This is a genomic window from Rhodoferax sp. GW822-FHT04A08, assembly GCF_058801025.1.
Map to the genome: position 1 here is coordinate 428400 of NZ_JBXAMW010000002.1, position 21136 is coordinate 449535.

General features: G+C 64.6%; 18 protein-coding genes and 1 pseudogene. 4 read left to right on the plus strand and 15 right to left on the minus strand.

What is annotated here, in order from left to right; translation table 11 throughout:
* Nucleotides 1-9: 9 nt before the first annotated feature.
* The 6 genes from AC1RMF_RS06545 to AC1RMF_RS06570 form a co-directional block, all read right to left on the minus strand.
* Nucleotides 10-654, minus strand: a complete 645-nt coding sequence (locus tag AC1RMF_RS06545; RefSeq protein WP_493140589.1) for a 2-hydroxychromene-2-carboxylate isomerase — start codon at nt 652-654, stop codon at nt 10-12.
* Nucleotides 651-1388 carry a YbaK/EbsC family protein gene (locus AC1RMF_RS06550; RefSeq protein WP_493140591.1) on the minus strand — a complete coding sequence of 246 codons (738 nt, stop codon included), beginning with the start codon at nt 1386-1388 and terminating at the stop codon, nt 651-653. Before AC1RMF_RS06550 ends, AC1RMF_RS06545 begins: the two co-directional genes overlap by 4 nt.
* A 45-nt stretch (nt 1389-1433) precedes the next feature.
* The gene (locus AC1RMF_RS06555) at nt 1434-2342 is read right to left on the minus strand and encodes a hydroxymethylglutaryl-CoA lyase (protein ID WP_493140593.1); all 909 of its coding nucleotides are present in this window, start codon (nt 2340-2342) and stop codon (nt 1434-1436) included.
* 42 nt (nt 2343-2384) lie between these two features.
* Nucleotides 2385-3305, minus strand: coding sequence for a 2-hydroxyacid dehydrogenase (locus AC1RMF_RS06560; RefSeq protein ID WP_493140595.1), 921 nt, complete (start codon nt 3303-3305; stop codon nt 2385-2387).
* Between the two features lie 56 nt (nt 3306-3361).
* On the minus strand, nt 3362-5413 hold the full coding sequence (locus AC1RMF_RS06565) for an acetyl/propionyl/methylcrotonyl-CoA carboxylase subunit alpha (RefSeq protein ID WP_493140597.1): 2052 nt from the start codon (nt 5411-5413) through the stop codon (nt 3362-3364).
* A 130-nt stretch (nt 5414-5543) separates the two neighbouring features.
* A complete protein-coding gene (locus AC1RMF_RS06570) occupies nt 5544-7166 on the minus strand; it encodes a carboxyl transferase domain-containing protein (RefSeq protein ID WP_493140600.1) in 1623 nt (540 codons plus the stop codon).
* 91 nt (nt 7167-7257) lie between these two features.
* Between AC1RMF_RS06570 and AC1RMF_RS06575 the strand changes: the two genes are divergently transcribed.
* Nucleotides 7258-8343 carry an AraC family transcriptional regulator gene (locus AC1RMF_RS06575; RefSeq protein WP_493140602.1) on the plus strand — a complete coding sequence of 362 codons (1086 nt, stop codon included), beginning with the start codon at nt 7258-7260 and terminating at the stop codon, nt 8341-8343.
* On the opposite strand, the gene AC1RMF_RS06580 is transcribed toward AC1RMF_RS06575, so the two are convergent.
* Nucleotides 8298-9404 carry an AraC family transcriptional regulator gene (locus AC1RMF_RS06580; RefSeq protein ID WP_493140605.1) on the minus strand — a complete coding sequence of 369 codons (1107 nt, stop codon included), beginning with the start codon at nt 9402-9404 and terminating at the stop codon, nt 8298-8300. The two genes, AC1RMF_RS06575 and AC1RMF_RS06580, sit on opposite strands and share 46 nt — an antisense overlap.
* A gap of 123 nt (nt 9405-9527) precedes the next feature.
* Here AC1RMF_RS06580 and AC1RMF_RS06585 point away from each other — a divergent pair, with 123 nt between their 5' ends.
* From AC1RMF_RS06585 to AC1RMF_RS06595, 3 genes are read left to right on the plus strand one after another with little or no spacing between them, the layout of a single operon-like run.
* On the plus strand, nt 9528-10664 hold the full coding sequence (locus AC1RMF_RS06585) for an acyl-CoA dehydrogenase family protein (protein ID WP_493140607.1): 1137 nt from the start codon (nt 9528-9530) through the stop codon (nt 10662-10664).
* Nucleotides 10665-10681: 17 nt separating this feature from the next.
* A complete protein-coding gene (locus AC1RMF_RS06590) occupies nt 10682-11872 on the plus strand; it encodes a thiolase family protein (RefSeq protein ID WP_493140609.1) in 1191 nt (396 codons plus the stop codon).
* Between the two features lie 53 nt (nt 11873-11925).
* Nucleotides 11926-13473, plus strand: coding sequence for an acyl-CoA synthetase (locus tag AC1RMF_RS06595; RefSeq protein ID WP_493140611.1), 1548 nt, complete (start codon nt 11926-11928; stop codon nt 13471-13473).
* A gap of 21 nt (nt 13474-13494) precedes the next feature.
* Here the strand turns inward: AC1RMF_RS06595 and AC1RMF_RS06600 are convergent, their stop codons facing one another.
* The 8 genes and pseudogenes from AC1RMF_RS06600 to aceK form a co-directional block, all read right to left on the minus strand.
* Nucleotides 13495-14145 (minus strand): HAD family hydrolase, encoded by a 651-nt coding sequence (locus AC1RMF_RS06600; RefSeq protein ID WP_493140613.1) that lies wholly within the window; start codon nt 14143-14145, stop codon nt 13495-13497.
* Nucleotides 14142-14567: a YchJ family protein gene (locus AC1RMF_RS06605; protein ID WP_493140615.1), complete on the minus strand. Its 426-nt coding sequence runs from the start codon at nt 14565-14567 to the stop codon at nt 14142-14144. The genes AC1RMF_RS06600 and AC1RMF_RS06605 overlap by 4 nt, the downstream gene beginning before the upstream one ends.
* Nucleotides 14564-14986, minus strand: coding sequence for a rhodanese-like domain-containing protein (locus tag AC1RMF_RS06610; RefSeq protein WP_342618934.1), 423 nt, complete (start codon nt 14984-14986; stop codon nt 14564-14566). Before AC1RMF_RS06610 ends, AC1RMF_RS06605 begins: the two co-directional genes overlap by 4 nt.
* 39 nt (nt 14987-15025) lie before the next feature.
* Nucleotides 15026-15957 (minus strand): annotated as a pseudogene (locus tag AC1RMF_RS06615) (MBL fold metallo-hydrolase).
* Between the two features lie 4 nt (nt 15958-15961).
* Complete coding sequence (locus AC1RMF_RS06620) at nt 15962-17092, minus strand: acyl-CoA dehydrogenase family protein (protein ID WP_493140617.1); 1131 nt, start codon at nt 17090-17092, stop codon at nt 15962-15964.
* Nucleotides 17093-17115: 23 nt separating this feature from the next.
* Nucleotides 17116-17781, minus strand: coding sequence for an SDR family oxidoreductase (locus AC1RMF_RS06625; RefSeq protein WP_493140619.1), 666 nt, complete (start codon nt 17779-17781; stop codon nt 17116-17118).
* 284 nt (nt 17782-18065) lie between these two features.
* Nucleotides 18066-19247 (minus strand): acetyl-CoA C-acyltransferase, encoded by a 1182-nt coding sequence (locus AC1RMF_RS06630; RefSeq protein ID WP_493140621.1) that lies wholly within the window; start codon nt 19245-19247, stop codon nt 18066-18068.
* Between the two features lie 33 nt (nt 19248-19280).
* Nucleotides 19281-21119: a bifunctional isocitrate dehydrogenase kinase/phosphatase gene (aceK, locus tag AC1RMF_RS06635; RefSeq protein ID WP_493140623.1), complete on the minus strand. Its 1839-nt coding sequence runs from the start codon at nt 21117-21119 to the stop codon at nt 19281-19283.
* Nucleotides 21120-21136: the final 17 nt, after the last annotated feature.

Below are 21136 nucleotides of genomic sequence, written 5' to 3' on the forward strand. Positions count from 1 at the left end.
TGCTGCGCGTCAGGGCGTGCGTGGCGGCAAGGCAGAAGGCACGGCGTGGGAGGCATTCCAGTTCACGTCACTGAACCAGGCATCGCCTTCCAGATAGCTGCGCAGCATGGGTAGAGCGTCCAGTCCCCAGAACACCTTGCCATCGACCTCGAAGGCAGGCACACCAAACACATCGAGGGCAATGGCCTGATCGGTGTGTTGCTTGAGCTGGGCCTTGACCGATTCGTCCGCCGCGTCGCGTTGCGGCGCCAACGTATCGGCCACTTCTTTCAGGCGGGCCAGATCCGTGGGGTCGGCACCGCCCACCCAGACGTGGCGGAACAGGGTCTCGCACACATAGCGGTTGGGCTCACCCCGTGGGTCGGTGGCTACCGCCAGGCGCAGCAGGGCCATGGGGTTGAAGGGGTGCAGCAGCGGCATGTCCAGCGCGACGCCTCGGTTGTGCGCCAGCCACATCACATGGCGGTAGGTCCAGTCGCGCTTGGCCGGTATCTCGGCCGGCCCCAGGCTGCCGTGGTGGCGCAGCACAAAACCCAGGCCCACCGGCACATAGTGCACTGCATAGCTCAGCCCTTGCAAAGCCCGAGGCAGCTCCTCGAACGCCAAGTAGGCGTAGGGCGATACGAAGTCAAGAAAAAAACGGATCTGTTTCACGTGATTCGACCTTGCAAACGCTGCGCAATCGCAGTCCACACCACGAACTTGCCGTCCTCATCCAAAGTAGACCAGGCCCGCAGTTCGTCCCGTGTGCGCAGGCAGCCCAGACACATGTCCTTGACCTCTTCCATGCGACACACCGACACGCAGGGTGACATAGAACTCTTTCCCGCAGCTTGCACCGAAGCAGATCGGTCAGACAATACCTTGCGCGCACCGGCTGGCATATCGGCAAACGGCCACTCCACCACGTCCGACTCCATGACGCCGGTCATGTCGCACAGCTGGTTGGGAGTCAGTTGGAACACCGCATGCGGGTGACCGGCCGCGGCCCAGATGTCGTCAAAGCGGAACAAGTCCTCATCCATCAGCGTGATGCAGGGCTTGGCATGCGCAATGGGCGCCACGCCGCCAATGCTGAAGCCGGTGCTGGCCTTGACGAAGGCCGCATCAGCGCGCCCCAGCGGCCCCACGATGGCCTCCACCTTCTTCTGGTCGACCCGGCGGTCGCCCGAAGTGATCACCAGCACAGCCGCATCGTCCGACAAGCGCCGGAAGATGATGCTCTTGGCAATCTGGCCGAGCGCCACACCCAGACCGTCTGCGGCCTGCTGCGCGGTGCGCGCAGCCTGGTCCAGCATGACCGGCATATGCGGGTGCTCATGCGACTGCAAAACCGCAGCCACGCGCTGTACACCTTCGGGAAGACTCAGCAATTCAGAACCACACATACATTTTTCCAACGTCAAACGGAATGAATATTGAAACGCCGGGCTTCAGCCCAGTCGTTTGGTCAGCAAGGCATTGGCGGCGCGCGAATGGGGTTTGCGCCCCAGCGCGTCGCTGATGAACTTGCCGGCGTCAATCAGCAAGTCCAGATCGATACCGGTTGCTATGCCCATGCCGTGCAGCATATAGACCACGTCTTCCGTGGCCACGTTGCCGGTGGCGCCCTTGGCATAGGGGCAACCGCCCAGCCCCGCCACCGAGGCGTCGAACTGCCAGATGCCCATTTCCAGGCTCGCCAGAGTGTTGGCCAGCGCCTGCCCGTAGGTGTCGTGGAAGTGGCCGGAGACATCGTTGATGTCGTAGTACTTGAGCGCCGCGTCCAGCGCACGCTGCACCTTGCGCGGCGTGCCCACGCCGATGGTGTCAGCCACGCCCACGTGCTGCACACCGATCTCCTTCATCAGGCGCGCCACCAATTCCACTCGCTCCGGCGCAACCTCGCCCTCATACGGGCAACCCACGGTGCAGGAGATGGCGCCGCGCACGTGGATGCCTGCGGCGCGCGCGGCCTGCGTCACCGGGCGGAAGCGCTCGATGCTCTCGGCAATGGAGCAGTTGATGTTCTTCTGGCTGAACGCCTCGCTGGCGGCGGCAAACACCACGATCTCGTCGGGCCCGGTCTTGGCCGCGGCTTCATAGCCCTGCATATTGGGCGTGAGCACCGAGTAGCGCACACCCGGCTTGCGCTGGATGCCCGCCATCACTTCGGCGTTGTCGGCCATCTGCGGCACCCACTTGGGCGACACGAAGCTGGTGACCTCGATCTCGGTCAGACCCGCGGCCTGCAGCCGGTGCACCAGCTCGATCTTGACCGCAGCCGGCACCGCCTGCTTTTCATTTTGCAGACCGTCGCGGGGGCCGACGTCCACCAGCTTCACACGGGAGGGGTAGTCCATACTGCGCACTCACTTTTCCAATGGCGTTGTTACAACAGGCACCTAGTATCCGCGCTGGCGATCAACCAGACCGGCAACAGGTCTTCCAGCTTCCAGGGCGGCAATCTTGGCGCTGATCTGCGCAATCGATTCGGACCGCAAGGTCAGCGCCGCAACATGCGGTGTGATGCGGATGCGCGGATGGTTCCAGAACGGGTGCGTGGGCGGCAGCGGCTCGGTGCGGAACACATCGAGCGCGGCACCGGCCAAATGGCCTTCGTCGATCAGCGCCAGCAGGTCTTCTTCCACCACCTGCACGCCACGTGCCACATTGATCAGGTAGCCGCCCTCCTGCAGTTGGGACAGCGTGCCGCGGTTGAGCAGGTCGCGTGTCTGCGGGGTGGAGGGCAACACCGACACCAGCACCTTGCTGGCCGCCAGAAAATCGTTCAAGCCCTGCTCGCCATGGAAGCAGCGCACGCCGGGAATGTCCTTGGCGCTGCGGCTCCAGCCGTTGACGGGAAAGTCGAACTGCGCCACGGCACGCGCCACGCGCTCACCGAGCACGCCCAGCCCCATGATGCCCACCGGCACGGCAGAACGCGGCAGCACCTCGTGCTGCTCCCATGCCGTGCTGCCCTTTTGCTGGTCGTAGCGGTCAAAGCCGCGGTAGTGGCGGATCAGCGCGTGGCAGACGTATTCGGCCATCTGCGCACCCATACCAGCGTCGTCCAGCCGCACCAGGCGGGTGGAGGGCGCAACGTTCAGACGCAACAGCGCATCCACACCGGCGCCGATATTGAAGGCTGCACGCAGCTGCGGCTGCTCATCGAAGAAAGCCTGCGGCGGCATCCACACCACACCGTAGTCTGCTGCAGCGGCACCGGGCTGCCACAGGCTGATGTCTGCGCCCGGCAACGCCGCGCGCAGGTCGTTCAGCCAGGGTTCGGCCGGGGTATCGGTACAACAAAAACTGATGCGCATGGGTTCTCCTTACAGTGTCCGGCCTGCATTGTGGCCGGACTTGGCCGCCCCGTGCGCTACGCGGCCACGGTCTCTGGAACCTCCAGGCGCAGCAACTCCGCCCCTTCGGCCACCTGATCACCCGGTGCAAACAAAAGTTCGGCCACCGTGCCATCGGCGGGCGCGGCAATGGTGTGTTCCATCTTCATGGCCTCCATCACCGCCAGGGCTTGGCCTTTCTTGACCCGATCTCCGGCCTTGACGGCGAAGGACACCACCTTGCCCGGCATGGGTGCGGTCAGACGCCCACCTTCGGACTGCGTGTCGCCCGCGTGGGCCAACGCATCCACGCGGGTGATGGTGGTGGCACCCAGCGGGGTGAACACATGCAGCACCTCGCCATGGTCAAACACCTGCGCCTTGATGCGCTGCGCACCCAGCGTGATGTCCAGCGCGCCATTGGACAGGCGCTGGTACTGCAGGTTCTCGCAGACACCGGCCACCTCGATCTGCAGCGCACCGCCATGCAGGCGGGTAAACAGAATCTGCTGTGGTTCGTCATGAAAGACGGCTGCAAAGCGGCGTAGCGAAGGCCCGTGCGAACGCCAGCCATCGCGCTGGGCCCAGGGGTCTATCCAACCGTTCACATCGGCCACGCGCACGGCTTGCGCCTCCTGGTCCAGCGTGTGCGCGACCAGCGCGGCTGCGGCCAACGGCAGGCCGACCTTCTCCTGGTTGAACAGCACGGCAGCTTCACGCGGTATCAGCGCGGTATCCAGCTTCGCTTCGGCAAACGCCGCACTGCGCGCCACATGGCGCAGGAACTGCACATTGGTGGCCAGCCCCACGATATGGGTCTGCATGAGCGCCGCATCCAGCCGCGCCAATGCCTCTTCGCGGGTGCTACCGTGCACGATCAGCTTGGCCACCATGGAGTCGTAGAACGGGCTGATGGTGTCGCCCGCACGCACACCAGAGTCCACCCGCACGCCCAGGTCGGCGCGGGCAAAGCCGCTGCAGGCCGGCAGGCCATACACATGCAAGGTGCCGGTGGCGGGCAGAAAGTTGTTGTCCGGCGTCTCGGCACAGATGCGTGCTTCGATGGCATGGCCGTGAATCTGCAGATCGCTTTGCTGCAGCGGCAGCGGCTCACCACTGGCCACGCGCAGTTGCCACTCCACCAGGTCCAACCCGGTGATGGCTTCAGTCACGGGATGCTCCACCTGCAGCCGCGTATTCATTTCCATAAAGTAGAACTTCATGGCCTCAGGATGCTCGTAGCCCAGCGGTTGCTCCACAATGAATTCCACCGTGCCGGCCCCCACGTAATTCACGGCCCGCGCGGCTTCTACCGCAGCCTGGCCCATGCGCGCACGCAGCTCCGGCGTCATGCCGGGCGCAGGCGCCTCTTCCAGCACCTTCTGGTGGCGGCGCTGCACCGAGCAGTCGCGCTCGAACAGGTACACATAGTTGCCCAGCATGTCGCCAAACACCTGGATCTCGATATGGCGCGGGCGCTGCACATACTTCTCGATCAGCACCGCATCGTCGCCAAAGCTGTTGATGGCTTCACGCTTGCAACTGGCCAGCGCATCGGCAAAGTCCGCGCTCTTGTCCACCGCGCGCATGCCCTTGCCGCCACCACCGGCGCTGGCCTTGATCAGCACCGGGTACCCGATGCGGTCGGCCTCGCGCTGCAGCAGCGCCGGGTCCTGGTCGGCCGCGTGGTAGCCCGGCACCAGCGGCACACCGGCCTTTTCCATCAACTGCTTGGACTCGGCCTTGAGGCCCATGGCCTGGATGGCCGAGGGCGGCGGGCCGATGAAGACCAGCCCGGCATCGGCGCAGGCCTGGGCAAAGGCTTCGTTCTCGCTCAGAAAGCCGTAGCCGGGGTGAATGGCCTCTGCACCGGTGGCCTTGGCGACCTCGATGATCTTTTCCCAGCGCAGATAGCTGTCCTTGGGCGCACTGCCGCCTATGTGCACCGCCTCGTCACAGGCCTGCACATGCTTGGCGCCCGCGTCGGCATCGGAATACACCGCCACGGTCTGTATGGCCATGCGGGCTGCGGTGGCCGCCACGCGGCAGGCGATTTCACCACGGTTGGCAATCAGGATCTTCTTAAACATGGTGGGCTCCCGGGGTGAAATCGCCTGCGCACGCTGCGCGTGCCATGCAATGTGGCTTCGCCACTGCGCGACTTTGTCGCTGGTCGCCCCGGTTGGCAATGAGTATCTTGGTAAACATGGTGGCTCCCGATCACATGCGAAAGACACCGAACTTGGTGTCGGGTATGGGTGCGTTCAGCGCGGCCGACAGGCCCAGCGCCAGCACGCGGCGCGTGTCGGCGGGGTCGATGATGCCGTCGTCCCACAGACGCGCGGTGGCGTAGTAGGGGTGGCCCTGCACCTCGTACTGCTGGCGAATGGGGGCCTTGAAGGCGTTCTCTTCTTCCGCGCTCCAGCTGGCACCCTTGGCTTCGATGCCGTCGCGCTTGACGGTGGCCAGCACGCTGGCGGCCTGCTCGCCGCCCATGACGCTGATGCGCGCATTCGGCCACATCCACAAAAAGCGTGGGCTGTAAGCACGGCCGCACATTCCGTAGTTGCCCGCGCCAAAGCTGCCGCCGATGATGATGGTGAACTTGGGCACAGCGGCCGTGGCCACGGCCGTCACCATCTTGGCGCCGTTGCGGGCAATGCCTTCGTTCTCGTACTTGCGGCCCACCATGAAGCCGGTGATGTTCTGCAGGAACACCAGCGGGATCTTGCGCTGGCAGCACAGCTCGATGAAATGCGCGCCCTTGAGGGCCGACTCGCTGAACAGGATGCCGTTATTGGCGATGATGCCCACGGGCATACCCTCGATGTGGGCAAAGCCGCAGACCAGCGTGGTGCCAAAGCGCGGCTTGAATTCGTGCAGCTCCGAACCGTCGACGATGCGGGCAATGATCTCGCGCACGTCAAACGGTTTGCGCGTGTCGGTAGGGATCACGCCGTACAGCTCCTCGGCGGCAAAGCGCGGTGCAACGGACGGTTGGGTGCTGGTGGGCACGGCCTTGTTCTTGTTGAGGTTGGCAATGGCTTCGCGTGCCAGCGAGAGCGCATGCAGGTCGTTCTGCGCCAGGTGGTCGGCCACACCGGAGAGGCGGGTATGCACATCGCCGCCGCCCAGGTCCTCGGCACTCACCACCTCGCCGGTGGCCGCCTTCACCAGCGGCGGGCCACCCAGGAAGATGGTGCCCTGGTTCTTGACGATGATGGTCTCGTCGCTCATGGCCGGCACATAGGCGCCGCCCGCGGTGCAACTGCCCATCACCACCGCGATCTGGGCAATGCCCTGGGCGCTCATGTTGGCCTGGTTGAAGAAGATGCGGCCGAAGTGGTCGCGGTCGGGAAACACCTCGTCCTGGTTGGGCAGGTTGGCGCCGCCCGAGTCCACCAAGTACACGCAGGTGAGGTTGTTTTGCGCCGCCACTTCCTGCGCGCGCAGGTGCTTCTTCACCGTCAGTGGGTAGTAGGTGCCGCCCTTCACGGTGGCGTCGTTGCAGACGATCATGCAGTCCACGCCGCTGATGCGGCCTATGCCGGCAATCACCCCGGCGCTGGGCGCACTGTCTGTGCCATCGCGGTCGGGGTACATGCCCAGAGCCGCCAGGGGCGAGAGTTCCAGAAACGGTGTACCGGGGTCCAGCAGCATGGCCACGCGGTCGCGCGGCAGCAGCTTGCCGCGTGCCGTGTGCTTGGCGCGGGCCGCTTCGCCGCCGCCCATGGCGGCCTTGTCGATCTGGCGGTTGAGGTCGTCCACCAGGGCGCGCATGGCTGCGGCATTGACCTGGAAGTCGGCCGAACGCGGGTTGAGTTTGGATTCCAGTACGGGCATGGGGCAGCCTTTCAAATCGGTCCCACAGCATAGGGCTGTGGCCGACCAAAAGCTTGCCAGTACGGTTGCAAATCCTGCCACAATGCCTTGGATGTCTGAGCGCCCCGCAAGCAATGCTGCCCCCGGCCCCAACCTTGGGCGTGCCGAAACACCCGTGGCTTTTGTGAATGCCATTGTGCAGACCTACGCCCGCCGCGAGCTGGACCCGTCCGACATGCTGAAGCAGGCACAAATTACGCCAACCATTTTGAAAAAGCCGCAGGCGCGCGTAACCGCCCTGCAGTTCGAGCTGGCCTCTGCCGCTGCCATGCGCGAACTGGACGACGAGGCCCTGGGCTGGTTCGAGCGCCGCCTGCCTTGGGGCAGCTACGGCATGCTGGTGCGCGCCTCGCTCACCGCCCCCACCTTGGGCGTGGCACTCAAGCGCTGGTGCCGCCACCACAATCTGCTGACAGGCAGCATCCAGCTCAGCATCAGCGAGAAAGACGGCGTGGCCAGCCTGAACCTGAAGGAGCTGACCGATCTGGGCGTACTGCGCGAGTTCTGCATTGTTTCGGTTCTGCGCAATGCGCTGGGCGTGGCCTGCTGGCTGAGCGACTCGCGCATAGCCCTGCAACACACCACGCTGCGCTATGCGCCCCCTCTGCACAAGGACAGCTACCGCGTGCTGTTTGATGGCCCCTGCAGCTTCGACGCCGAAGCCAACAGCCTGCAGTTCGACGCGCTCTACCTTGGACTGCCGGTGCGCCGCGACGAAGCCGCCCTGCAGCGCATGCTGGAGCGCGCCCTGCTGCTCACCGTGCGTCCCTACCGGCGCGACCGGCTGCTGGTGGAAAAAACCCGTCAACTGCTGCGGCAGGATGCCGCCGTCCTGCGCAGCGCCGATGCCCTGGCCGAGCGGCTGAACCTGTCGGTGCGCAGCCTGCACCGCCAACTGCACGAGGAAGGCAGCAGCCTGCAGGCCATCAAGGACGCGGTACGCCGCGAGCTGGCGCTGGAACTGCTGCTGCGCAGCCAGCGCCCGATCAAGCAGATCGCCGAACGCGTGGGGTTTCAGAACGAGAAGAGTTTCCTGCGCGCCTTCAAGGGCTGGACCGGGCAGACGGCCGATGCCGTGCGCCAGGCATCCTCTCAGGCCGAGTCCCGGCCTTTGCGCCCTGCCCCCAGGCGCCGGTAGGTCCCGGGAGTGCTGCCGGTCCAGAGCTTGAAGGCGCGGTTGAAGACGCTGAGGTTGTCGATGCCGATGGCGGCGGCAACGGCGGTGATGGGCATGCGGGTCTTCAGCAGCTTCTGGATGGCCATGTCCCGGCGCAGCTCGTCCTTGATGGCCTGGAATGTCGTGCCCTCGTCGGCCAGGCGGCGTGACAGCGAGCGCTCGGAAAAATGCAGCGCACTGGCGGTGGATTCCAGTGTGGGCTTGTGGGCCAGTTGCGCCTCCAGATAGTCGCGCACCCGGTGCGTCTGCATTTTTTCGCTGAACGAGACGAAGAGCCAGTCGGCCGGCGCGTTGCGCAAGAAGGTGCCGAGAGCCTTCATGTCCTGACGGATGGGCGCCCGCAGGTATTCCGAGTCCACGTACAGCGCGGTCTGCGCCTGGTCGAACTGCACCGGCCCGGGAAACAGGTACACGTAGTCGGCAGCACGCTGTGGCCGAGGGTAGGCAAACTCCACCCGCGCCAGCGCGATCTTGCGGTCAATCATCCAGGACGCCACGCCGTGAACCAGCTTGAGCATGATCTCGTGCACCAACACGCGGGAGCGCCGGGGTGGCGCATGCTCGACAAGCGCGATGCGAGTGAGCGCTTCGTTGACCGTCACCTCGAAGCCCATGTCATCGAGCAGCAGACGGAAGTAGCTGCGAAACCGGTGCAGAGCAATCTCCAGACTGGGCGCGCCATACATGCCCAGGCACAGGAACTTCAGCGTGCCCTGGCGTAGCGGACGCGAGAAGAAGCCCGGCGTCTCATCATCCAGCAGGGCGACCAACTGGCGGTAGATGCGCGAGAACTGCTCCACCGAAATGCGCGCCCCGGCCTCCTGCAACAGCTCGGGCGCAATGCCGGCGCGGTCTATCGCCTTGTCTACCCAGGACGGGTCCAGCCCCAGATCGGCCAGCAGTTCCGTGACCATGGCCATGGAGACGGTGGGCGAGAGGGTGTGGATGGAGCTGGGCAGCATGGAAAACGAATGGATTTTGGCGAGATATGCAAATTCAAAGGCTGATTTTGTCCTATCCATCTCCCTATGCCAATCCTAGAATCGACGACGACCTTGGAAGTTGCAGTCCGCCTGACTGGCGACATTTGCAACTCCAACCTACAAGAATGCGCCGCCGCAGGCGCTGCAACGCAGGAGACATGCATGCACTTTCAGCTCACCAGTGAGCAACTGCAGATCAAGGAACTGGCGCGCCAGTTTGCCGACCGGGAGATCCTGCCGCTGGCAGCCGAAGCGGATGTCAAAAGGGAGTTTCCCATGCAGGTGCAGGCCAAGGCGGTCGAGCTGGGCCTGGTGAACCTGACCCTGCCCGAGAGCGTGGGTGGCGCCGGGTTGGGTTGCGTGGAGCTGGTGCTGGTGACCGAGGAGTTCTGCCGTGCCTGCCTGGGCATAGGCACGGCCCTGTGCGTCAACGCATTGGCCTATGAGCCCATCCTGCTGGGCGGTAGCGAGGCACAGCAGCAACGCTACCTCGCGCCGCTGGCCCAGGGCCGCTTTGCCAGCTTCGGCATGACCGAACCAGGTGCGGGCTCCGACGTGGCAGGCATTCGCACCCGTGCCACCCGCACCGAGGGCGGTTACCGGCTGCAGGGCAGCAAGATCTGGATTTCCAACGCCCCGCTTGCCGACTACTTTGTGGTGTTTGCCAAGACCGATCTGTCCGCCGGGCACAAGGGCATGACGGCTTTCATTGTGGAAGCGGGCACCCCGGGCGTGACCGTGGGCCCGGCCATGGGCAAGCTGGGCCAGCGCGCGGCGCCCACTGCCGAGATCTTTCTGGACGACGCCTTTGTGCCGGAGGACCGTCGCCTGGGCGCAGAGGGCAGCGGCTTTGCCCTGGCCATGGCCGTGTTCGACCATTCGCGCCCCATGGTGGCCGCCTTTGGCGTGGGCCTGATCCAGCGCTGCGTGGACGAGTCGCTGGCCTATGCTCGCAGCCGCAGCAGCATGGGCAAGCCCTTGATCGAACACCAGGCCGTGGCCCACAAGCTGGCCGAAATGCAGATGCGCCTGGAAGCCGCACGCCTGCTCACCTACCAGGCTGCCTGGCTGGTGGACCAAGGCCAACGCGGCACCATGCAGGCATCCATTGCCAAGGCGTTTGCGGCGGACGCGGCCATGTGGTGCGCCACCGAAGCCATCCAGATTTTTGGTGGCATGGGCTACAGCACCGAATACCCGGTGGAGAAACTCTTCCGCGACGCCAAGGTGCTGCAGATCTACGAAGGCACCAGCGAGATCCAGCGCAACATCATCGCCCGCGAAATGGCACGCATCTAACCTAGGAACACCAGACCATGACCAACCCAGCCAACGAACCCTTGATCCTGTCTGCCGTGCGCACGCCCTTTGGCCGCCGCAACGGCGCTTTGCGCGACACCCGGCCTGACGTGCTGCTTTCCAGCGCCATCACGGCGGCACTGGAGCGCGCCAAGCTCCCCGGCGAAGCGGTTGGCGACGTGATTGCCGGCTGCGTCAGCCAGGCGGGCGAACAGGGCGCCAACATCGCGCGCCAGGCTGCCCTGCTGGCGCGCCTGCCGCAGGAAGTGCCGGGTGTCAGCCTGAACCGCATGTGCGGCTCCAGCCAGTTTGCGGTGCACGCTGCAGCACAGGTGGTGGCCGCGGGCGACCTGGACTTTGCCATCGGCTGCGGTGTGGAGAGCATGAGCCGTGTGCCCATGTTCCTGGACCTGACCCTGGGCCAGCGCGCCTTTACCGGCTTTGACATGCTGCACCCCGAAACCCTGGCGCGCTACCCCATACCGCACCAGGTGGAGAGCGCCGAACGCGTTGCCGAGCAATGGAAGCTCTCGCGTAGCGACGTGGACAGCTTCGCCGTGGAAAGCCACAGCCGTGCCCATGCCGCACGTCTGGCGGGCCGGCACACCGAAATCGCACCCATGACGGGCGTGGACAAGGACGGCGCCAGCTTCCTGCTGGACCACGACGAAGGCGTGCGCGCAGTCATCGACCACGACAAGATGCAGTCCATGCCACCCGTGTTCCGCACACCCGAAACCGGCGTGGTGACTGCTGCCAACTCCAGCCAGATTTCCGACGGTGCCAGTGCCGTGGTGGTGGGCAGCCGCGCGGCAGCAGAGCGCCATGGCCTACAAGCCAGGGCGCGTTTCCGCGCCCGCGTAGTCACCGGATCGGACCCGGTGATGCAGCTCACCGGCGTGATCCCCGCTACCCACATGGCGCTGAAGAAGGCGGGCCTGTCCATCGCCGACCTGGACTGGATTGAGGTCAACGAGGCCTTCGCCTCGGTCGCACTGTGCTGGGCGCGCGAGTTCCAGCCGGACATGGACAAGCTCAACCCCTGGGGCGGCGCCATTGCGCACGGCCACCCGCTGGGCGGCACCGGTGCGGCGCTGATGGCCAAGATGCTGGCCGGTCTGGAGCAGACCGGCGGCCAGTTCGGCCTGCAGGTCATGTGCATAGGCCACGGCATGGCCACCGCCACGGTGCTGGAACGCTTGAACTAAAAGGTTGACTCCAACCTGCCCGCATATTTGAAATCAATAAAGAGGAGACACCCATGAACCCCGCAATCCGCCGACAAACCCTGGCCGACGTGCTGCGCCGCACCGCCAGGCGCCTGCCCAACAAGACCGCCATCATCTGCGGCAACACGCAATGGACCTATGCGGAATTTGACGCGCTGGTCACGCGCCTGGCCGCCGGCCTGCAGCAGCTCGGCGTGAAGCAGGGTGAGCGCGTGGCCATGCTGGCGCGCAACTCGCACGGCTTTGCCGCCATGCGCTTTGCGCTGGCACGCCTGGGTGCGGTGCTGGTGCCCATCAACTTCATGCTCAAGGCCGAAGAGGTGGCCTACATCCTGCGCCACGCCGGAACCCGTGTGCTGGCCACCGACAGCGGTCTGGCCGAGCTGGCCCGCGCCGGCGCCGCGCTGGACACGCAGGTGCGCGAGTTCGTCTGGATTCCCGCCGAGGAGGACAGCGCGCCCGTGCCCGGCATGCACAGCTTCCCCGACCTGGCCGCATGTGAATCGGAATTGGCCGAGAGCACCCTGGGCAGCAACGACCTGCTGCAGATCGTCTACACCAGCGGGACCGAGTCCTCACCCAAGGGCGCCATGCTTTCGCATGATGCGGTGCTGTGGCAGTACGTGAGCTGCGTGGGCAGTGCCGGCATGGCCGAGCAGGATGTCATGCTGCATGCGCTGCCGCTCTACCACTGCGCGCAGCTCGACGTGTTCTTCGGGCCCGGCATCTTCATGGGCACCACCAACATCATCACGTCCAAGCCGGTGCCCGACAACCTGTTGGCACTGATGGAGCGCTTTTCCATCAGCAGCTTCTTTGCCGCGCCCACGGTGTGGATTGCACTGCTGCGCTCACCCCAGCTCGATCCGGGCAAGCTCACCAACCTGGCCAAGGGCTACTACGGCGCATCCATCATGCCGGTGGAAGTGCTGCGCGAGCTCACCACCCGCCTGCCCCAGGTGCGCCTGTGGAACATGTATGGACAGACCGAGATCGCACCGCTGGCCACCATGCTGCCGCCGGAAGACCAGCTGCGCAAACCCGGCTCCTGCGGCCGCCCGGTGCTGAATGTGGAAACGCGTGTCGTGAACGATGCCATGCAAGACGTGCCCCCCGGTGAAGTCGGCGAAATCGTGCACCGCTCACCGCACCTGATGCTGGGCTATCTGAACGACGAGGAGCGCACCCGCGCTGCGTTCGAGGGCGACTGGTTCCACAGTGGCGACCTGGGCGTGATCGATGACGAGGGCTACATCAGCGTGGTGGACCGCAAGAAGGACATGATCAAGACCGGCGGCGAAAACGTGGCCAGCCGCGAGGTGGAGGAAATGATCTACCGCCTGCCCGAAGTCAGCGAAGTGGCGGTAGTCGGATTGCCCGATCCGCAATGGGTGGAGGCGGTGACGGCGGTGATCGTGCTCAAGGCTGGCAAGACCCTGACCGAAGATGCCGTGATGGCGTTCTGCCGCGAACACATGGCCGGCTTCAAGGCGCCCAAGCGGGTGGTGTTTGTCGATGCCCTGCCCAAGAACCCCACCGGCAAACTGCTCAAGCGCGAACTGCGCCAGATGCACCGCTGAGTGGCGGCGCTGGCGCAGCCCTTACGCCAACACAGCGGCCAAATGCGCCATGTCGGTGAACACCGCATGCGCACCTACATCGCGTAGCGCCTGCCCGTCACCCAAAGGCGCATAGGCAAACACGGTGGCCCCGGCGGCCACACCGGCGCGCACGCCCACCGTAGTGTCTTCCACCACGGCGCAGCGGGCCGGCGCCACGCCCAGGTGCGCAGCCGCAGCCAGATAGACGTCGGGGAAAGGCTTGGAGCGCGGCATTTCATGTCCGCTGAAGATGCGCCCTTCAAAATGCGGCAGCAGCCCTACGCGGGACAGCATGAGTTCGATCTTGGGCCGGTCCGCACCCGAGGCGCAGGCGATGCGCCCTTGTGTGGCGGCATGCAGGTGCTGCACGGCGGCGTGCACATTCGGTATCGCCACGATGTTGGCATCCAGCGTCTCGTTGCGGCGCTGGCGAAACGCCGCCAGCCACTCCTGGGTAAACGGCTTGCCGGTCTCGGCCTCGATGCGCACGCGCTCGTCGGCCACCATCTTGCCGATGAAGATGTCCATGCACTGCTGCAGCGTCAGGGTCCAGCCCAGGTCCTGCAGCATGTCGCGCAGCACGCCGCAGGTGAGGGACTCGGAATCCACCAACACCCCATCGCAATCAAACAGCACAGCATCAAATCTCACAAGGCATCTCCATCCACATACAACCAGCGCCCGTCCTGGCGCACAAACCGGCTGCGCTCGTGCAGCCGCACCGCAGGCCCGCCCATGGGCTTTTGCCGGGCCACGAATTCCACCTCGGCAGTATCCGCCCCGGTCTGGCGGTGCGCACGCACCTCCAGCCCCAGCCATTTGACACCCGCATCAAAGTCAATGTTGGCAGGGCGGTGTTGCGCGGCCCAACTCTGCAGCAGATAGGCCTCTCGCTCCAGCACAAAGGCGCTGTAACGCGAGCGCATCAGGCTCTCGGCGTCGGGCGGAAATGCGCTTGCGGTTTGCGGCTCCAGCCAGCGGCCGCAACAGCTGCCATAGGTGAGCGGCTTGCCGCCCTTGCCTGCGGCAAGCCGCCCGCAGGGGCAAGGCTGGTGTGCGTCCAGCGTCTTCATGCCTTGGCTGCGCGCCGTGCCTTTTGCTGCTCCAGCGTCTCGGTGGGTGCGCCCTGCTTGACCCACTCGGCGTAGCCGCCATCGATATGGGCCACGTTGGTCATGCCCATGTCCTGCAGCGTCTTGGCCGCCAATGCACTGCGCCAGCCGGCGCCACAGAACAGGATGAACTCACGCCCCTCGTCGGCAAAAATCTTCTTGTGGTAGGGCGAGTCCGGATCCACCCAGAACTCCAGCATGCAGCGCGGCGCATGGAAGGCGCCCACCACGGTGCCGTCTGCCAGCTCGCGTACGTCGCGGATGTCGACGATCTGCACTTGGGGGTCATCCAGGCGCGCGCGCACGTCTGGCACCGAATAGGTGGTGACCTGGGCCATGGCTTCATCCACCAGTGCACGGAATCCTTTGGTAATGGGCATGGGTGTCTCCTTATGGGTTGTGGGTATGGATTGCTGCGATCAGGCGTTGTGCACCCACTCGCCTTGCACGTGGGCAGCGCCGGCGCGCACCAGATCATGCACCAGCGCGGACACGGCGTCTGCGCTGGCAGTGCCCGGGAACAGCTGCATGAACAGTGAACGGAAATACGGCGTCGCATCCGACCAGGCCAGCAGATCGGCCATGCGGCTGCGCTGCAACTCCAGCAACTTGAATTTCAGCAACACCTTGGCAGCATGCTGCAAGTGGCGCACCGGGTCGCTCTGAAAACCTTCCAGCCTTGGCGCGCGCGCGCCAAGGCATCGGCCACATCGCTGAACAGGGAACCGTGGCCGGGTATCACCAGCAACGGCTGCAGGCGCTCGATCAGGTCCAGTGTGTCGGCGACTTCGTCAAAGGCACGTGCACCATCCAGCTCGGGAAAGATCACGCCAAAGCCGCGCTCCCACAGCGCATCCGCCGACACCAGCACGCGGCGCTCAGGCGCAAACAGGATGACCGAATGCGGGTCATGCCCTGGCGCTGCATGCACCTGCCACTGCATGTCGCCCAGGCGCAGTTCGGTGCCGGGCTGCAAGGTGCCGCTGAGCGTGAACCGCGGGCAGTTCTGCCCGGTGGGTGTGTAGCTCAGTGCCTGCGGGTCCCACTGCGCCACAAACGGCGCATGGCCGGGCGGCACCAGCGTCTGCAGCTGCGGGTAGCGTGCCTGCAGTGCTGCGTTGCCACCGCAGTGGTCGCTGTGCAGATGCGTGTTGACCAGCACATCCAGCGCCTTGCCCTGCAGTACCGCGTCCACCAGCGAGAGCGTCTGCTCGGCATGGATGCAGTAGCCGCTGTCGATGAGGGCGCTGCTGTCCTTGCCCGTGATGAGGATGTTGTTGCTCGACAGCCAACCACGCTCGAAGATGTGGATGTCGCGCAGCATGTGCGTGCGGTCCAGGCTTGCCGACATGGGCTCAGGCCAGCGCACGCTGGATGATGATCTTCTGCACGTCGCTGGTGCCTTCATAGATCTGGCAGACCCGCACGTCGCGGTAGATGCGCTCCAGCGGAAAGTCGCTCACATAGCCGTAGCCGCCCAGCGTCTGGATGGCAGCACTGCACACGCGCTCGGCCATTTCGCTGGCAAACAACTTGGCCATGGCGGCCTCTTTCAGGCAGGGCCGACCCGCGTCGCGCAGGGAGGCGGCATGCCAGATCAGCTGGCGTGCCGCCTCGATCTGGGTGGCGCAATCGGCCAGCCGGAAGCCTACCGCCTGGTGGTTGAAGATGCTGGTGCCGAAGCTCTGGCGGTCCTTGGCATAGGCCACGGCCACTTCCAGCGCGGAACGTGCCATGCCCACGCTCTGCGCCGCAATGCCGATGCGCCCTCCCTCCAGCCCGCCCAGCGCAATGCCATAACCCTCGCCCTCCTTGCCGATCAGGTTCTCGGCGGGGATGCGGCAGTTGTCGAAGTTGATCTGCGCGGTGTCGCTGCTGTGCTGGCCGAGCTTGTCTTCCAGACGTGCCACCACATAACCCGGTGTGTTGATGGGCACCAGAAAGGCACTCATGCCCTTCTTGCCAGCGCCCTTGTCGGTCACCGCAATGACGATGGCCACGTCGCCGTTCTTGCCGCTGGTGATGAATTGCTTTACGCCATTGATGATGTAGCTATCCCCATCGCGCGTAGCAGTGGTGCGCAGCGATGACGCGTCCGAGCCCACATGCGGCTCGGTCAGGCAGAACGCCCCCAGCATCTGCCCCTGGGCCAGCGGCTCCAGCCATTGTTTCTTCTGCTGAGCGTTTCCGAACTTCATAAGGATGGCATTGACCGGGCAGTTGGTCACACTGATGACGGTGCTGGTGCCGCCGTCGCCCGCGGCAATTTCTTCCAGCACCAGCGCCAGGGTCAGGTAGTCCAGCCCCGCGCCGCCCAGCTCCTCGGGCACGCAGATGCCGTAGGCACCCAGCGCCGCCAGGCCCTTGTGCACGTCCTTGGGAAAGGTGTGCTCCTTGTCCCACTGGGCAGCGTGAGGCCAGAGCTCGGTCTGGGCAAAGTCGCGCACGGCGTCGCGGATCATTTCCTGGTCTTGTGTCAGCAGCATGTTGTCTTGTCTCCGTCTTTGTTTTACCAGGACGCGTAAGGGCGTCCGTCGTGGTGTAGAAATTTGGCTTTGTCTTTGGGGGTGATTGCGCTAAGCGTCTGGCGCATGGCGCCCACGCTGGCTTCCACCGTCAGCGGTGCGCCCGTTCCGCCCATGTCGGTCTGTACCCAGCCGGGGCACAGCGCGATGAAGGTGGCCTTGGGATAGTCGGGCTGCGCCGCCACCACCGCCATGTTGAGCGCGGCCTTGCTCACGCGGTAGGTCCAGCCAAAGCTGGACTCCACCGTGCTGATCTGGCCCATGCCGCTGGTGATGAAGGCGAAGATGCCTTTGGCCTCTTCCACCCAGGGTGCGACCTGGGGAATCGCCTGCATGGCGCCCAGCACATTGGTGTGCATGACCTGGTCGAACTGTTGTTGCGTGGGCGGGCTGAGGGCGCCGCCTGTGGTGTAGACGCCGGCCACGTAGAGGGCGATGTCGATCTTCTCGCCGTCGAGCTGCCAGCTCAGGCCGCTGATGCTGGCGGGGTTGCTGACGTCGAGCTTGAGGGCTTGCGCGCCCACATCGGTGAGGCGTTGCATGCCTGCCGCATCGCGTGCAGTGGCGATGACGCGTTCGCCGGCTTCCAGGTACTGGCGGGTGAACTCCAGGCCTATGCCTCTGGAGGCGCCCAGGATGAGGATGGTCACTTTGTGCTCCTGTTGATGTGCCGGCTTGGTTGGTACGCGGGAAGGGGCAGAGCGACTGGCCTCATCTGTCCTTCGGCCAGAAAATCGGCTAGCCGCTCCGCCCCTTCCCGCTTGGACGAAGTTAACGCACGCAAGAGGTGAAGTCCGTTTGCATTTATCGCACGCACGCGCCCAGCGCGGCGACCGGGTATGCCGGTCGCCGATTTTCTGACCGCAGGGCAGATGAGGCCACCGGCATACCCGGTCGCCGCGCGTGAGAACATCACCAATGCAGGCATGAAAACTCAGAACAGCTCCAAAGCCACCGCCGTAGCCTCACCACCACCAATGCACAAGGTCGCCACCCCACGCTTCAACCCACGTGCCTTCAAAGCATGAATCAGCGTCACCATGATGCGCGCACCCGATGCGCCAATCGGGTGGCCCAGCGCGCAAGCGCCGCCGTTCACATTGACCTTCTCGTGCGGGATCGACAGCTCCGTCATCAAGGCCATGGGCACCACGGCGAAGGCTTCGTTCACTTCCCACAGATCCACATCGGCCACCGACCAGCCGGCCTTGGCCAGCACCTTCTGTACCGCGCCCACGGGCGCCGTGGCAAACCAGTTGGGTTCCTGCGCATGTACCGAGTGGGCCACGACGCGTGCCAGCGGTTTGCAGCCCAGACTGGAGGCGGTACCGGCGCGCATCATCACCATGGCGGCAGCGCCATCGTTGATGGAGCTGCTGCTGGCGGCGGTGATGGTGCCGTCTTTCTTGAAGGCGGTGCGCAGCGTGGGAATCTTGTCGAGCTTGATCTTGCCCGGGCCTTCGTCCGCCGACACCACCACCTCGCCAGTGCGAGTCTTCACCGTGACGGGCGTGATCTCGGTGGCGAATGCGCCGGACTGGATGGCGTTCTGCGCGCGTTGCACGCTGGCAGTTGCAAAGGCGTCCTGCTGTTCGCGGGTGAAGCTGTACTTGGCGGCGCAGTCTTCGCCGAAGGTGCCCATGGAACGGCCTGCCTCGTAAGCGTCTTCCAGACCGTCGAGCATCATGTGGTCGAAGATGCGGTCGTGGCCCATGCGGTAGCCGCTGCGGCCCTTGAGCATGAGGTATGGCGCGTTGGTCATGCTCTCCATGCCGCCCGCCACCAGCACGTCATGGCTGCCGGCCACCAGCATGTCGTGCGCGAACATGGCCGCGCGCATGCCGGAGCCGCACATCTTGGACAGCGTGACGGCGCCTGCGCTCTTGGGCAGCCCGCCCTTGAATGCGGCCTGGCGTGCCGGAGCCTGGCCCTGGCCGGCCATGAGGCAGTTGCCGAAGATGACTTCGGTCACCAGCTCTGGTGCAATGCCTGCGCGCTGCACTGCAGCCGCGATGGCTGCGCCGCCCAGGTCGTGCGCGGCAAGCGACGCAAAGTCGCCCTGGAACGCGCCCATGGGCGTACGGGCTGCACTGACGATGACAACGGATTCGGACATAGGGATCTCCTGTAGTTGGTAAAAAGATGAAACTCAAGCGGCAAGGGTGCCGCGGTACTGGTGGACAAAGCGCTTGCTGCGCTCGTAGGGAAATACGTCGTGCACATGGCCCGCAGCAATGCGGTCCTTGCAGCTCTGCCAGAACTCCACATCCAGCAGGTCGGCATGGTGCTGCATGAACACTTCGCGCACTGCCGGGTTGCCCAGCAGAAACGGGGCAAAGGTTTCGGGGAAGACATCGTGCGGACCCACGGCGTACCAGACTTCGCTGGACATCTCTTCCTCTTCGGTACGGGGTTCGGGCACGCGGCGAAAGTTGCAGTCGGTGATGTATTCGATCTCGTCGTAGTCGTAGAACACCACCTTGCTGCTGCGGGTGATGCCGAAGTTCTTCCACAGCATGTCGCCAGGGAAGATGTTGGCGGCCACCAGGTCCTTGATGGCGTTGCCGTATTCAATGACGGCGCGCGTGATCTGCTCGCGCGCGCGACGGGCCGCAGGGCTGGTGTCATCGGCGCGAGCACCACCGGCATCGAAAGCTTCCTGCAGATAGATGTTGAGCGGGATCATGCGCCGCTCGATGTAGACGTGCTTGAGCACCACCTCCAGCGTGCCGTCACCATCGCGGTCGCTGATCTCGATCTGGCTGGGGGCGAACTTCTGCAGCTCGGCAATCAGGTCGTCTTCAAAGCGGTCGCGCGGAAAGCCTACGTCGCTGTACTCCAGCGTATCGGCCATACGGCCCACGCGGTCGTGCTGCTTGACCAGCTGGTACTTGGCCTTAACCTGCTCGCGCGTGGTGTCCTTCTGCGGCGGAAAGTAATCCTTGATGATCTTGAACACATAGGGGTAGCTGGGCTGGTCGAACACCAGCATGACCATGCCCTTGATGCCGGGTGCTATGCGGAACTTGTCCGTGCTGTGGCGCTGGTGGTGCAGCAGGTCGCGGTAGAACAGGGTCTTGCCCTGCTTGGCCAGCCCCAGCGCGTTGTAGATCTCGTTGCTGGGTTTGCGCGGCATCATGCTGCGCAGGAACTGCACATAGGCCGAGGGAATCTCCATGTCGACCATGAAGTAAGCCCGCGCAAAGCTGAACAGCATGAGCAGGTCGTCTTCGCCGAACAGCGCGGTGTCGATGATCAGCTTGCCGGCCTTGTTGTGCAGCACCGGCAGGGCAAAGCCAAAGGCGTTGAAGCCGTTGATCAGCTTGCCAATGATGTAGCAGCCCTTGTTACGAAAGAACAGGCCGGAGAGCGCCTGGATCTGGAAGTTGGCGCGCAGGGTGACCTCGCCCTGGCGCTCGTGCATGGCCTGTGCCACCCAGGCAATGTCGCGCTCCAAGTCATCAAACGGTGTGCGAAAGGCGTAATCCTCCACCAACTGGCGCAGGCTGTTGTGCAGGCCCGCCGTGCCAGGGTAGTAGGCATGGTAGGTAGGCGCGTTGTGCGGGTCGCTGCTTTCGATGTACTCGGTGCTGACGGCGGGCCGCACGAAGATGAAGTCGTTCTGGAAGTAGCTGCGGTGCAGGATCTTGGTGGTGACCGAGTTGAAAAACGTCTCGGCCAGTTCGGGCTGGTGGTGATCCACCAGCAACCCGATGTAGTGCAGCTTGATCTGCTGCCAGACTTCCATGGGCTGCTCGCTGGCCTTGAACTCGCGCTCCAACCGCTTGGTCGCTTCCTTCACCCGCAGCGCGTAGAACTCGATGCGCTCGCGCTGGGCACGCTGCTGGCCGTGCCAGTCGGAGGTCTCAAAGCGATGCTTGGCACGCGCCGACTCCTTGCGGAACAGCAGGTAGTGGCGGTTGAACCCGTCGAGCATGGCCTTGGCGATGTCATAGGCCAGCGGCGAATCCAGACGCGTGGGAAACATGCCGGTCGCCGCGTGCT